We start from the raw sequence: 13,047 nt of genomic DNA on the forward strand, positions 1-13,047 counted from the left end.
CCCACATAGGCCTTGATCGCCGCCACCGGCCAGTCGCGGATGCCGAAGGCCTCGGCCACTTGATTCAACACATGGGATTCGGTGACCCGGTTCTGCGGCGTGCCGGTGCCGTGGGCGTGCACATAGCTGCGCGCGCGCAGGGCGTCCTCGCCCAGCAGCTGGCGCACCAGGTTGGCGCTGCGCGCCAGGGTCAGGTAGTTGCCGATACCGGGGGAGGAGATCGACTTCTTGGCGCCGTCGGCGTGCACGAACACGTCCGGCACCGCGCCGAGGATGTCCGCGCCCAGTTCCAGGGCCAGGGCGTCGTCCATCAGCACCGCGAACTGGGCGGACTCCGCCATGGTGAAGCCGCAGTTGTCGCCGAACGGCCGGCAGGCGCGGCGCAGGTCGGCGCTGGCGGCGCCGTCCAGGGCGGCCAGGGCCTCGTCCTCGGCGAGCGCGCCCATGGCGCGGTAGCCTTCCATCACTTCCGGCACCAGCGGCGCCTCGCTGGTGCCCACCACCACCAGCCGGGCGCGGCCCTGGCGGATGGCGTGCACGCCGCGTTCCAGGTTGTAGAGGAAGGTGGCGCAGGCGCCCAGCATGCCGCCGGTGGAGCCGGCGCTGCGCAGCACATAGGCGTTGATGAAGTCGGCGGTCATCTCGCCCAGGCCCAGCGGGCACTGCTTGGAGGTGGTGCGGTGGCCCAGGGCCGGGGCGCGCATCATGCCGCCCAGGCCGTTGTCGTCGAGCTGGGCCATGGCGTTGGAGGCGTACACCGCCACCTCATCCGGGGCCAGCCGCCCGCGCAGGCTGTCCCAGGGAATACCGAGCATGCCGAAGGCGTCGCTGACGCCGTAGACCGCCATCTGCAGGGCGCGCGGGTGGTTGCGCGAAGCGTACAGGGCGCCCGGGTCGAAGCCGTCCGGCAGCTGGCCGGCGGCGCTCACCCGGCGGGTCACGTCGGTGGGCACGCGCAGGTCGGCGCCGGCGGGCAGGGTGACGCGGCTGCGCTGGCGGTTGATCGGCTCCACCCGCCAGCCGGCGGGTAGCGGGTCGGGCAGGTCCATGTTGCGCATTTCCAGCGTCAGCGGGCCGTCGCTGTGGCCGTTCACCGCCATGTTCAGGCGCTGGCTCTCCGGCAGGCCGCGGATCAGGGTGCCGTTGAGCAGCGCGGTTTCGCTGTGCACCCCGTTAAGGGCACCCAGGGCATCCAGGGTTCGCCGTCGGCCGGCGTCATCCAGAGCATCGAACACCAGGCGGTGGAAGCCGTGGTGCATGGAGGTGCGGCCGGCGGCATTAATGCCGCCGACGGCGGTGATGACGGGCAGGGCGGGCATAGGACTCCCCAGAACGTGACTGAGCGGTCAATTCTAGGCGCCTAGGCCCGCTTTGCGTATCGGTCAGCGGGGTTGATGTTGCAACCGGATATTACCGGCGCCAATACCTTTTGGGAGCGGGCCTTGTGGGAGCGGGCCCCGCCCGCGAAAGGGAGCGTAGCTCCCGGCAGGATACCAGAGCCCTTTCTTAGAGGGCTTCTAACGGCGGCACAAACAGCGTCTCTGGTATCCTGCCGGCCGGCTTTGCCGGCCTTTCGCTTGCAGGCAAGCTCCCACAAAGCTCGTTGCCACAGAGTGGATTAGAGCAACTCCACCGCCACGGCGGTGGCTTCGCCGCCGCCGATGCACAGGCTGGCCACGCCGCGCTTGCCGCCGGTGCGCTTGAGCGCGTGGATCAGCGTCAGGATGATGCGCGAGCCGGTGGAACCGATCGGGTGCCCCAGGGCGCAGGCGCCGCCATGGATGTTGAGCTTCTCGTGGGGGATGCCCAGGTCCAGCATCGGCATCATCGCCACCATGGCGAAGGCTTCGTTGATCTCGAACAGATCCACGTCGTCCACGCTCCAGCCCACTTTCTTGAGCAGCTTCTCGGTGGCGCCGATCGGGGCCACGGTGAACTCGCTGGGGTGGCGGCTGTTGGTGGCATGGCCGAGAATCCGCGCCAGCGGCTGCAGGCCGCGCTGCTGCGCCACGCTTTCGCGGGCCAGCACCAGCGCCGAGGCGCCGTCGGAGATCGAGCTGGCGTTGGCGGCGGTGACCGTGCCGTCCTTCTTGAACGCCGGCTTGAGGCCGGGGATCTTGTCGATATTGGCGTTGCCGGGCTGCTCGTCGGTGTCCACCACGGTCTCGCCTTTGCGGGTTTTCACCGTCACCGGCACGATCTCGTCGGCGAACCAGCCGTTGTCGATGGCGGCCTGGGCGCGCTTGAGGGATTCGATGGCGAAGTTATCCATCTGCTCGCGGCTGATGCCGCGCTGGTCCGCCACGTCCTGGGCGAAGGCGCCCATCAGGCGGCCGGTTTCCGCGTCTTCCAGGCCGTCCAGGAACATGTGATCCGCCACCTGGCCGTGGCCCATGCGGTAGCCGCCGCGCGCCTTATCGAGAATGTAGGGCGCGTTGCTCATGGATTCCATGCCGCCGCTGACCACGATGTCGTGGCTGCCGGCTTTGAGCATGTCGTGGCAGAACATGGTGGCGCGCATGCCCGAGCCGCACAGCTTGTTGATGGTGGTGGCGCCGGTGCTGTCCGGCAGGCCGGCCAGACGCATGGCCTGGCGGGCCGGGCCCTGCTTGAGGCCGGCGGGCAGCACGCAGCCCATCACCACGTCTTCCACATCGGCCGCCTGCAGGCCGGCGCGGGCCACCGCTTCGCGGATACAGGCGCCGCCCAGTTGCGGCGCGCTCATCGGCGCCAGCGAACCCTGGAAACTGCCCATGGCGGTGCGCGCACCGTTGAGGATAACGATGTTGTTCTCGGACATGCTTTTGCTCCGCTTTCAGAGGTCTCTGGAATCCTGCCGGGAGCTTCGCTCCCTTTCGCGGGCAAGGCCCGCTCCTACAGTTGTAAAAAACGGGCGTATTGTACTTGAGATCACCGTACTCGTCCCCAAGTGAGAGAGGGCAACGGGCTCGGACTTTTCCGAAAAAGTAATCATTCTCAACAAGCGCCGTGCGAGCGCTCACCGCCTTTTACGCGGTGGTTCGTCGACAGGCGGCTTGTTATGATGCTTCGGTAATTTTTTCGTCCGAATAGCAATTCGACAACAGTCAGGGGAATTGACTATGGCTTTTGAACTTCCGCCGCTTCCTTTCGAGAAAGACGCTCTTGAACCGCACATCTCCAAAGAGACGCTCGAGTATCATCACGGTAAGCACCACAACGCGTATGTCACCAAGCTTAACGATCTGATCAAAGGGACCGACGACGAAGGCAAATCCCTGGAAGAGATCATCCAGAGCGCCAAGGGTGGTCTGTTCAACCAGGCCGCGCAGGTCTGGAACCACACCTTCTACTGGAACAGCCTGAGCCCCAACGGCGGCGGCGAGCCGTCCGGTGCACTGGGTGAAGCGATCACCAAGAAGTTCGGCTCTTTCGATAAGTTCAAGGAAGAGTTCAACGCCAAGGCGGCCGGCAACTTCGCCTCCGGTTGGACCTGGCTGGTGAAAACCTCCGACGGCGGCGTGGACATCGTCAACACCGACGACGCCGACACCCCGATCGCCCACGGCAACGGCCAGACGCCGCTGTTCACCGTGGACGTGTGGGAGCACGCCTACTACATCGACTACCGCAATGCCCGTCCCAAGTATCTGGAATCCATCTGGAACCTGATCAACTGGGACTTCGCCGCGAAAAACTTCGCGTAAGCGAGCTTTTTGTAGGAGCGGGCGCCGCCCGCTCCCACAAATTTCGCTCCCACACGCCTTTTTCTACCCCCCGCAAACCGCCTTCCTCCCGGAACTTTCTCTGTTTCCCCGCACACCAAGCCACACCGCTGTGCGCCGATGACGGCGGGCGGGTAAGATAGGTGTTTTCCCACATCGGACAGGACAGGGTTTCCCCATGACTCGAGAGCGAGACGTCAAACTGGGTGATATCGACGACGTACCCGTGGACGAGCCGCGCCGGCGGAAAGCCAGCGCCCCGCCGCCCCAGGGCGGCAACGGCGGCGACCGGGGCAAGGGCGGCGGCCGCACCCCTCCACCGCGCCAGGCGCCCCCGCGCAGCGGCGGCGGCAACGGCGGCTGGATTTTTCTCACCTTGCTGTTGGCGGTGGCACTGGCGGTAGCGTGTGCTTACTTCTATCGCGAGATCACCGCGCTGCAGGGCCAGATGGAAACCCGCATGGGCATGTCCTCCGAGCAGCTCGAGAACCTGCAGGCACGCCTGTCGGCCACCGACGAGTCCCTGGACCAGTCCGCCGGCAAACTGCGCGAGACCCTGGACAACCAGAACAAGGCCATCGACAAAAACGAAGATGAGATCCGCAAACTCTGGGACGTCAGCAACAAGCGCAACAAAGAGTGGATCCAGGAAAACCAGAAAACCGTGCAGAGCCTGCGCGACAGCCTCAAGAGCAACGACAGCGCCCTGGCCGGCCTGAAGAAAACCGTCAGCGGCTACGACCAGAGCATCAAGGACACCCAGAGCCAGATCGGTGAGCTGAAAACGCAGATCGACAGCGCCGTTAAAGCGGTCAACGAAAGCAGCTCGCAGTGGCGCACCCAGATCAACCAGCTGGAAACCCAGGTGGATGTGGTGGTGGATACCGTCAAGCAGCTCGAGCAGCAGAACCAGAGCCAGAAGGACGCCATCGCCGAACTGCGCAACAGCGCCGGCGGCGCCGATCAGCTCAAGCAACGGCTGGACGACATCGACGCCGCCATCAAGGCGTTCGACCAGTACCGCATCCAGGTCAACAACCGGCTGGACCGGCTGGAACAGTAACGCCGAGGGTCGGGTTACGCTTCGCTAACCCGACCGGTCGCTGCTATACTTCGCGGCCTGCGCCAGTGGTGGAATTGGTAGACACGTCAGGTTTAGGTCCTGATGCCGCAAGGTGTGGGGGTTCAAGTCCCTCCTGGCGCACCATCCGACAATATGAAGGGCGGCTCACGCCCGGTTTCCAAGGAGGGAGACATGCCAACACGAGCCAGGAAGGCGTTCGTCCTCACGGCTTTGGCCGTTTTTTTCGGCGCCACGGTGTCCGCCGTGGCATCCGCCGACAGCGCGCTGGACGCGCGCATCGCCAAGTATGCCTCAATCTGCGACGACTACGAGCGTGCCAAGGCGCAGCTCGAGTGCCATCGTCCGCCCGGCAGTTATAAGCACGCCTATGAGATGACCGGCCAGGCCCGCGAACGGGCGCTGGCGCAGGGGCGTAAGTTGCTGCGGATGCGGCGGGAAACCGATGAGGCGATGGATCGCGTTGGGCGGGATCGGCGGCTTTATCGGTAATTGATGGGTCTCTGGGATCCTGCCGGGTGGCTGCGCCACCCTTTCGCGGGCTGGGCCCGCTCCCACAGGGGGCCGCTCCCACAAGGCCCTGCTATTTCTTCTTGAGTTTGGCCTTCAGGTTCTTGTCCATGCGGCGGAAGAACGGCTGGGTGAGTCTCACCGCCGGGCCGGGCGCGGCGGCGAGCACCAGGCTGCCGAGGGTGCCCAGGGGTTTGCCGACGCGGGCGGGGCGGTCGCGCAGGGCCTTGATGATCCAGCCGGCGGCGTCTTCCACGCTCATCATGCGCATGTGCTTGTAGATTTCCGTGCGGTTGGACATCGGCGTGCGCACCATGGGGAAGTAGACCATGGTGGCCTGGATGCCCTTGTGGCCGAGCTCCGCGTTGAGCGAGCGGGAGTAGGAGTCCAGTGCCGCCTTGCTGGCCAGGTAGGCGGAGAACAGCGGGATCGGCACCTGGGCGGACAGGGTGGAGGCGTTCACCACCTGGCCGCGGCCTTGCTCCAGGAAGCGCGGTATCAGCCCCATGGTCATGCGCACCGCGCCGATGTAGTTGAGCTGCATGGTGCGCTCGTAATCGTGGATGCGGTCCAGCGCCTCGAGGATGGGGCGGCGGATGGAGTGGGCGGCGTTGTTGACCAGGGCGTCCACCCGCGGGTGTTCATGCAGGATGGCGTCCAGGCTGGTGGTGATGCTGTCCGCGTTGGTCAGGTCGGTGGGGTAGATCCAGGCCCGGCCGCCTTTGCGGTGGATGTCGTCCTGGACCCGTTCCAGTTCCTGTTCCCGGCGCGCCACCAGGCACAGCCGGGCGCCGCGCGCGGCCAGCTGTTTGGCCGCTTCCTCGCCGATGCCGCTGGAGGCACCGGTGAGCACGATGGTCATACCTTGAAAGCTCATCGAACGTCGTCTCGCTGATCGCAAACAAACACCCATAGTGCCTTGCCGGCGCGGACGGTGCATCCCGCTAATGCGGCTTGCCATATCCGTTATGTTATAATATAACATTACGAATTCACGCATGAGCCATTCACGAGTTGCCATCAGGGAGAACCATCATGCAGGACACCGCAGTGGACAAGCGTCTGCCGGTCACGGTGCTGTCCGGGTTTCTGGGCGCCGGCAAGACCACGGTGCTCAACCACATACTCAATAATCGCGACGGCCGCCGGGTGGCGGTGATCGTCAACGACATGAGCGAGATCAACATCGACGCCAGCCTGGTCAACCAGCAGGTGAGCCTGAACCGCGCCGAGGAAAAGCTGGTGGAGATGAGCAACGGCTGCATTTGCTGCACGCTGCGCGAGGATCTGCTGGAAGAGGTGAAGCGGCTCGCCGGAGAAGGGCGTTTCGATTATCTGGTGATCGAGTCCACCGGCATTTCCGAGCCGTTGCCGGTGGCGGAGACCTTCACCTTCGAGGACGAAAGCGGCGAGAGCCTGTCGTCGGTGGCGCGCCTCGATACCCTGGTGACCGTGGTGGACGGGGTCAACTTTCCCCGCGATCTGCGCGAAGCGGCGGACCTGCGCGAGAAGGGCGAGCACCTCGGCGAGGATGACGAGCGCAACGTGGCGGACCTGCTGGTGGACCAGGTTGAGTTCTGCGACGTGCTGCTGGTCAGCAAGATGGATCTGCTCGACGACATCCAGCGCCAGGATGTGATCGGCATGCTGCACGCGCTGAATCCGGACGCGGTGATCGTGCCCATTAGCCAGGGCCGGGTGCCGCTGGACCAGGTGCTCAATACCCGGCGCTTTGATTTCGAGCGCGCCAGCCTGGCGCCGGGCTGGCTCAAGGAAATGCGCGGTGAGCATGTGCCGGAAACCGAGGAGTACGGCATCAGCAGCTTCACTTACAGCGCACGCCGGCCGTTTCACCCGGCCCGCTTCCACGCCTTTCTGAACCGCGACTGGGACAACGGCAAGCTGCTGCGCTCCAAGGGCTATTTCTGGCTGGCCACCCGGCCCCGTCTGGCGGGCACCTGGAGCCAGGCGGGCGGCATCGCCCACCATGGCGTGGCCGGCTTTTTCTGGAAGGCGGTGCCCGAGCACAACTGGCCGGACGATGCGGAGACCCGCGCCTTCATTCGCGAAAAATGGCACGAGCCGTTCGGCGACATGCGCCAGGAGCTGGTGTTCATCGGCCAGGGCATGGACCCGGCGCACACCCGGCGGGCGCTGGACGCCTGCCTGCTCAGCGAGGACGAGACCCGCGCCGGGCTGGAATACTGGCGCACCCTGCCGGACCCGTTCCCGGACTGGGGCCTGGAGGAAGCGTCCTGATACCGGGATAATGGAGCCGCGGCCAGAGTCGGCCGCGGCAGCAGGGAGACCCCATGGCGCCAGGTTCGCAAGCCAAACTGGAAATCGCTGAACGCCGTTGTCTGGAACAGGGCCTGAAACTGACCCCCCAGCGCCGTCAGGTGATGGCGCTGTTGCTGGAGCAGGACGACCCGGCCAGTGCCTACGATTTGCTGGACGCGCTGCAGCGCCGTCATCAGCCCGGCGCCAAGCCGCCCACCATTTACCGGGCGCTGGATTTCCTGGTGGCGGCGGGGCTGGCCCACCGGCTGGCGTCCACCAACCGTTACATGGCCTGCGGCCACCTCGCCTGCGACCACGGCCATGAGGCCGGCACCCTGTTTCTGGTGTGCGACCGGTGCGGCGCGGTGCGGGAAGCGCCCATGGACAGCCCGCTGCGGCGGCAGTTGCAGCGCAGCCTGAAGAACGAAGGCTTCCGTGTCGGCGCCCAGCCGCTGGAAATGCACGGCCGCTGTAGCGCCTGCCGCGAGTGACCATGGCGAACGCGGGCTTCTGGCGCGACCCGAATCTGCCCTTCGTGGAAAGCCGCGCGGCCTGCGACAGCCGCGCCTGCTACCGGGCGCACAGCCATCGTACCTGGTCCATCGGTGTGGTCGACCGTGGCCGCAGCCGTTTCACCGGCCCCGGCGGTAGCATCGAGCTGCGGCCGGGCTCGCTGGTGAGCATTCCGTCGGAACAGGTGCATGCCTGTAACCCGGACGCCGGCGCCGCCTGGAGCTACCAGATGTTGTATCTGGATCGGGCCTGGTTGCGCCGGGTGCTCGGCGACGTGCCCTTGCCGGCGCGGCCCCAGGTGCGCCGTGATGCGACGGCGTACCGGGCGTTCTGCGCGGTCAACCGGATCCTGTTCTCCGACGGTGCCCCGGCGGAAAAGGAAGCGGCGCTGGTCGGTTTTCTGCGCGCGGGTCTGTGGCGCGGTACCGATCTCTCCGAGGCGGTGGGGCCGCCGCCGGCCGGCGCGCACGACCTGGATCTGGCGCGGGCCCGGGCTTTGCTGGAGGCGCCGGTTTCCCTGGAGACCGCGGCGGCGGCCCTGGGGCTCAGCCGCTATCAATTGATTCGACGCTTCCAGCGCCACACCGGCCTGACGCCCCACGCCTACAAGCTGGACCGCCGCGTGGACCGGGCCCGCGCCCTGTTGCGCGAAGGCGCCAGCCTGGTGGATGTCGCCCACGCGCTGGGCTTCGCCGACCAGAGCCATTTCCAGCGCGCGTTCAAGGAGCGGACCGCCGCCACCCCCGGCGCCTATCAGCGCGGCGCCGGCAACCTCTGAGCGGGCCTCGCAATTTTCTTCAATCCGTCCGCCGCCGGCGTCGCTAGGCTGGGCCTCCCCGAATCAGGAGGACGCAGTCTTGGAAGAGTTCGTGATGGTGGCCGGCGCCCACTTTCTGGCCCTGTTGAGCCCCGGGCCGGATTTCTTTTTGATCGTGCGCTATGCCCTGGTAGCCGGGCCGCGCAGTGCCGTGGGCGTGTGCCTGGGGGTGGCGCTGGCCCATGCCGGCTTTGTGGCCCTGGCGCTGAGCGGGTTTGCGGTGCTGAATCCGCAGGGGGCGCTGTTCGCGGTGGTGCGCTGGGCCGGTGTGGCCTATCTGTTTTATATGGGGGTCGGCCTGATCCGTGGCGCCGGGGCGCCGCGCACGCTTGGTGCGCATAGGGTGGATGGGATGGAGGCAGCCGCGCCGGTGGCGGGCCTGCTCCGGGGTGCCGTGCCGGGCTTTGTCACCGCGATTCTCAATCCCAAAAACGCGCTGTTCTACGCCAGCCTGTTCACGGTGCTGGCGGCGGCCGGTACGCCGGGGCCGGCGCGGCTGGGTTACGGGGTCTGGATGGTGCTGGTGGTAGTGAGTTGGGATCTGCTGGTGGCCCGGCTGGCCACCCGCCCGCGCTGGGTGGCCTGGCTTTCCAGACACCTGGCGTCGGTGGAACGGGTCGCCGGCCTGGCGCTGCTGCTGTTGGCTCTGGGCCTGGCAATGGACGGCCCGGGCGCGCCCTAGAACAGCCCTTTTTCGCGGGCCGCCTGCATCACCAGCTCGCCGGTGCTGCCCACCGGGCGCGCGAAGGAGCGGTCGTAGTGGGCCTGATTGAGGGCGTGGCACTCCTTGCTGATCAGGTCGTAGAGTTCACGCGGCGCCATCCCTTCGGCGGCGGGCAGGGGCTCCAGGCCGAACACCCGGTAGTCGATGCGCTGGCGGCCGGCGGCCTTGAGCAGCTCCGGCACCCAGCCGGTGGGGGAAAGCTGGGTCTGGTAGCGCAGGTTCTGGTAGTCGAGCTGGCTGGCCAGGGCGTCGGCGTCGACCACTTCGAAGTAGTTGCTCACCACCAGGCCCAGAAGTTCGTCGAGACGCTCCCAGACGATGCGTTTCTGCTCGTCGGAGTAGGCGTTCCAGTCCACCACTTCGTGGCTGAAGCGGCGGCAGCCGCGACAGACGGTGTCGCCGAAGACGGTGGAACAAACGCCGATGCAGGGGGTACCGATGCGGGGTTTGGACATGCCGGGATTGTAACGCAAGCGCTCCGGGTTGTGTGAACCCTCTAGGGGCTGAACAGGCCCTAGGGAATATCCCGTGCCGGCTCCGGGTCGGTTTCGGTAAGCCGCTTCTTGCTTTGCAGCAGGGTTTTCCAGTCCTGCACATAGGCGGGCAGCGGCGGGGACACCTTGTTCAGGCCGGTCATTTCCTGGAACGCCTGGGGGCTGATGGTCTTGCCGCCGTACATGTGCGCCAGGCGCAGCAGGGCGTGGGTGTGCAGCTTGCGCTGGGAATCGAAGCGCTGGTCGTAGTAGGTGTACTTGTCGTCCCAGCCGAGGATGCGGGTGTGCACCATGAAACGCTGGTAGGGGCGCAGCTCGCGGACATAGGCGATTTCGCTGTTGGCCACCACGGCGCTGGCGCGGGCCTCGATCATGCGGTTGAGCAAGCCGGTGACCACCGCGTGCTCCAGCCGGCAACGGTCCATGATCTTGGTGTACTTGCCGTTGTTCAGGTGCATGTTGAGATCGATGTCCAGCAAACCCACCCGGAATTCCATGGACACCACATCGAACAACGAATAGGTGGGCGTGCGTTTGCGGCGCCGGGCGGCGCTGATCAATTCCAGCATTGGTGTTTTCCTTCCCCAGGGCGTTCGCCAGCGGCCAACGCGAAACAGAATACAGGATACAGGATACGGCGGGCCCCGCTACATGGTGCCGTGACCCCCTGTCAGCGGCCGTCAGACCGCCTTCGCCAGATGAATACTGAACAGGCCTTCGTCGTCCACCCAGCTGGACAGCGGCGCGAAGCCGGCGTCGCTCAGCTCCCGGGTGAAGGTCTCCACCGTGAATTTATAGGAGTTTTCGGTGTGAATGCGACTGCCGGGCGCCAATTCGATGGTGTGGCCGTTGATCCGTATGGTTTGCGCTTTTTTGCACTCCAGGTGCATTTCGATGCGCCCCAGCGTTTCGTTGTAGAACGCCCGGTGCTCGAAGGCGGAGACGTCGAAGCCGCATTCCAGCCGCGCATTGAGATGCGCCAGGGCGTTGAGGTTGAAGGCGGCGGTGTGGCCGGCGCTGTCGTTGTAGGCGGCGTTCAGCCGGGCCGGGTCTTTTTGCAGGTCGGCGCCGATCAGCAGGTAGCCGTCGTCGCCGGCCAGGCGGCGCAGGCCGGCCAGAAAATCGGCGCGGGCGTCGGGCTCGAAGTTGCCGATGGTGGAGCCGGGGAAAAACACCAGCCGGGGCACATCGGTGGGGTAGCCGGGCAGGTCGGCCGGGAAATCCAGCGCCTGGGAGTAGTCCGCGCACACCGCGTCGAAGCGCACCGAGGGGTATTCACCGGCCAGCGCGCGGCTGGCGTCGAGCAGGCACTCCCGGGAAATCTCCAGGGGCATGTAGCCGTAGGGGCGCCACTGGTCGAGCAGAATGCGCACCTTCTCGCAGCCACCGGCGCCGGGCTCGGCGATCACCAGGTCGTCGCCCAGTTGCGCCGCCATGCCGGCGGCGTGCTCGCGCAGCAGCGCCGCCTCGGTGCGGGTGGGGTAATACTCCGGCGTGCGGGTGATGGCGTCGAACAACGACGAGCCGCGCTCATCGTAAAAGTACTTCGGGTCCAGGGTGGGGCGCGCCGCCGACAGCGACGCGGCCACTTCCCGGGCCGCGTCCGCCACCGGCGGGCGCAGGTCCAGGAAAGTCAGGTTAGGCAATAATTGTTGGGGTTGGGGCACGGCCTGCCTCCATGCTGTGTGCCAGACGTACGCCGCTGAACTGCCAGCGCAGATGAGGGTAGAAAAAGTTGCGGTAGCTGGCGCGTAAATGGCCCGGCGCGCTGGCGCAGGAGCCGCCGCGCAGCACCATCTGGTTGCACATGAACTTGCCGTTGTACTCGCCCACGGCGCCGGCGGCGGCCGCGAAGCCGGGGTAGGGCAGGTAGGCGCTGGCGGTCCATTCCCAGACGTCGCCGAACATCCGCGCCGGGCCCTGGCTATCGGCCGCGGCGACCCCGGGGTGGAAGCGCCGGTTGTCGACGAAGCCGCCGTCCGGCCCGGCGGGCACCGGCTGTTGTGCGGCGGCGTGTTCCCACTCCGCTTCCGTGGGCAGGCGCTTGCCGCTCCAGCGGGCGAACGCATCGGCCTCGTAGTAATTCAGATGGGCGACCGGTTCTTGCGGGTTCACCGGCTGACGGCCGGCCAGGGTGTAGCAGGCCGGCGTGTCGCCGTCCAGATCCCAGTAGAGCGGGGCGCGGGCGCCCTGTTCCTTGAGCCAGGCCCAGCCGTCGGACAGCCACAACTCCGGGCGTTGGTAGCCGCCGTCCTCGATAAAGGCCAGGTATTCGCCGCAGGTGGCCGGGCGGCTGGCCAGGGCGAACGGTTCCAGCCACTGGCGGTGGCGGGGTGTTTCGTTGTCGAAGCAGAAGCCGTCGGCGGGGTCGGCGCCGATTTCGGTGAGGCCGCCCGGGTATTCGTGCCAGCGCAGCGGCGCTGCCCGGGCGTCGCTGTCCTGGCGGGGCAGATACACCGGCGCCAGCGGATTGTGCGAGAAACTGAACTTGAGGTCGGTGACCAGCAGTTCCTGGTGCTGTTGCTCGTGCTCGATGCCCAGCGCCACCAGGTCGGCCACCTGATGGTCCACGTCCGGCCCCGCGAGCAGGGTCTGCAGGGCCTCGTCCACGCTGGCCCGCCAGGCGCGCACCGCTTCGTTGCCCGGCCGCGACAGCAGGTGCCGCTGGGGGCGCGGGTACTGTTCGCCGACGCCGTTGTAGTAGCTGTTGAATAAATATTCGAAGCGCTCGTCGGAGGGTTTGTAGCCGGGCGCGAAAGGCTTGAGGATAAAGGTCTCGAAAAACCAGGTGGTGTGAGCCAGGTGCCAGCGCGGCGGGCTGACTTCCGGACAGGCCTGCAGGCCCATGTCCTCGGCGGTGAGCGGCTCGCACAGGGTCTCGCTGAACGCGCGGGTGTCGGCCAGGCGCCGGGCCAGGCCGGCAT

At 66.6% G+C, this 13,047-nt stretch carries 14 protein-coding genes and 1 tRNA gene; 8 read left to right on the forward strand and 7 right to left on the reverse strand.

Annotated features, from left to right (window positions below; all coding sequences use genetic code 11):
• A partial coding sequence (locus tag ACEQZD_RS08750) for a beta-ketoacyl synthase (RefSeq protein ID WP_370185005.1) occupies window positions 1-1,319 on the reverse strand: 1,319 nt, incomplete at its 3' end.
• A gap of 299 nt (window positions 1,320-1,618) precedes the next feature.
• Window positions 1,619-2,800 (reverse strand): acetyl-CoA C-acyltransferase, encoded by a 1,182-nt coding sequence (locus tag ACEQZD_RS08755; protein WP_370185007.1) that lies wholly within the window; start codon window positions 2,798-2,800, stop codon window positions 1,619-1,621.
• 301 nt (window positions 2,801-3,101) lie between these two features.
• Here ACEQZD_RS08755 and ACEQZD_RS08760 point away from each other — a divergent pair, with 301 nt between their 5' ends.
• From ACEQZD_RS08760 to ACEQZD_RS08775, 4 genes are all read left to right on the forward strand, one after another.
• Entirely contained in the window at window positions 3,102-3,686 is a 585-nt protein-coding gene (locus ACEQZD_RS08760) for a superoxide dismutase (RefSeq protein ID WP_370185009.1), read from the forward strand.
• A gap of 196 nt (window positions 3,687-3,882) precedes the next feature.
• Window positions 3,883-4,767, forward strand: a complete 885-nt coding sequence (locus ACEQZD_RS08765) for a hypothetical protein (RefSeq protein WP_335629135.1) — start codon at window positions 3,883-3,885, stop codon at window positions 4,765-4,767.
• Window positions 4,768-4,826: 59 nt separating this feature from the next.
• Window positions 4,827-4,911: transfer RNA gene (locus tag ACEQZD_RS08770), tRNA-Leu, on the forward strand.
• A gap of 48 nt (window positions 4,912-4,959) precedes the next feature.
• Complete coding sequence (locus ACEQZD_RS08775) at window positions 4,960-5,277, forward strand: hypothetical protein (RefSeq protein ID WP_335629136.1); 318 nt, start codon at window positions 4,960-4,962, stop codon at window positions 5,275-5,277.
• 91 nt (window positions 5,278-5,368) lie between these two features.
• Here ACEQZD_RS08775 and ACEQZD_RS08780 read toward each other — a convergent pair whose 3' ends face one another.
• On the reverse strand, window positions 5,369-6,172 hold the full coding sequence (locus ACEQZD_RS08780) for an SDR family NAD(P)-dependent oxidoreductase (protein ID WP_335629137.1): 804 nt from the start codon (window positions 6,170-6,172) through the stop codon (window positions 5,369-5,371).
• A gap of 158 nt (window positions 6,173-6,330) precedes the next feature.
• Between ACEQZD_RS08780 and zigA the strand changes: the two genes are divergently transcribed.
• From zigA to ACEQZD_RS08800, 4 genes are all read left to right on the forward strand, one after another.
• Window positions 6,331-7,554, forward strand: a complete 1,224-nt coding sequence (zigA, locus tag ACEQZD_RS08785) for a zinc metallochaperone GTPase ZigA (RefSeq protein ID WP_335629138.1) — start codon at window positions 6,331-6,333, stop codon at window positions 7,552-7,554.
• Window positions 7,555-7,607: 53 nt separating this feature from the next.
• A complete protein-coding gene (locus ACEQZD_RS08790; protein WP_370185011.1) occupies window positions 7,608-8,066 on the forward strand; it encodes a Fur family transcriptional regulator in 459 nt (152 codons plus the stop codon).
• Between the two features lie 2 nt (window positions 8,067-8,068).
• On the forward strand, window positions 8,069-8,866 hold the full coding sequence (locus ACEQZD_RS08795; RefSeq protein ID WP_370185013.1) for an AraC family transcriptional regulator: 798 nt from the start codon (window positions 8,069-8,071) through the stop codon (window positions 8,864-8,866).
• A 79-nt stretch (window positions 8,867-8,945) separates the two neighbouring features.
• Window positions 8,946-9,587, forward strand: a complete 642-nt coding sequence (locus tag ACEQZD_RS08800) for a LysE family transporter (protein ID WP_335629141.1) — start codon at window positions 8,946-8,948, stop codon at window positions 9,585-9,587.
• Here the strand turns inward: ACEQZD_RS08800 and ACEQZD_RS08805 are convergent.
• The 4 genes from ACEQZD_RS08805 to egtB all read right to left on the reverse strand — a co-directional run bounded on the left by ACEQZD_RS08805 (window position 9,584) and on the right by egtB (window position 13,039).
• Window positions 9,584-10,084 (reverse strand): DUF1289 domain-containing protein, encoded by a 501-nt coding sequence (locus ACEQZD_RS08805; RefSeq protein ID WP_348321022.1) that lies wholly within the window; start codon window positions 10,082-10,084, stop codon window positions 9,584-9,586. The two genes, ACEQZD_RS08800 and ACEQZD_RS08805, sit on opposite strands and share 4 nt — an antisense overlap.
• A 59-nt stretch (window positions 10,085-10,143) precedes the next feature.
• A complete protein-coding gene (locus tag ACEQZD_RS08810; RefSeq protein WP_142948159.1) occupies window positions 10,144-10,692 on the reverse strand; it encodes an acyl-CoA thioesterase in 549 nt (182 codons plus the stop codon).
• Between the two features lie 111 nt (window positions 10,693-10,803).
• Window positions 10,804-11,790, reverse strand: coding sequence for an L-histidine N(alpha)-methyltransferase (gene egtD, locus ACEQZD_RS08815; protein WP_370185015.1), 987 nt, complete (start codon window positions 11,788-11,790; stop codon window positions 10,804-10,806).
• Window positions 11,762-13,039, reverse strand: coding sequence for an ergothioneine biosynthesis protein EgtB (gene egtB / locus ACEQZD_RS08820; protein WP_370185017.1), 1,278 nt, complete (start codon window positions 13,037-13,039; stop codon window positions 11,762-11,764). The genes egtD and egtB overlap by 29 nt, the downstream gene beginning before the upstream one ends.
• Between the last annotated feature and the right edge of the window lie 8 nt (window positions 13,040-13,047).

The sequence above is a fragment of the Alloalcanivorax sp. genome (genome assembly GCF_964221125.1).
Lineage (GTDB): Bacteria > Pseudomonadota > Gammaproteobacteria > Pseudomonadales > Alcanivoracaceae > Alloalcanivorax > Alloalcanivorax venustensis.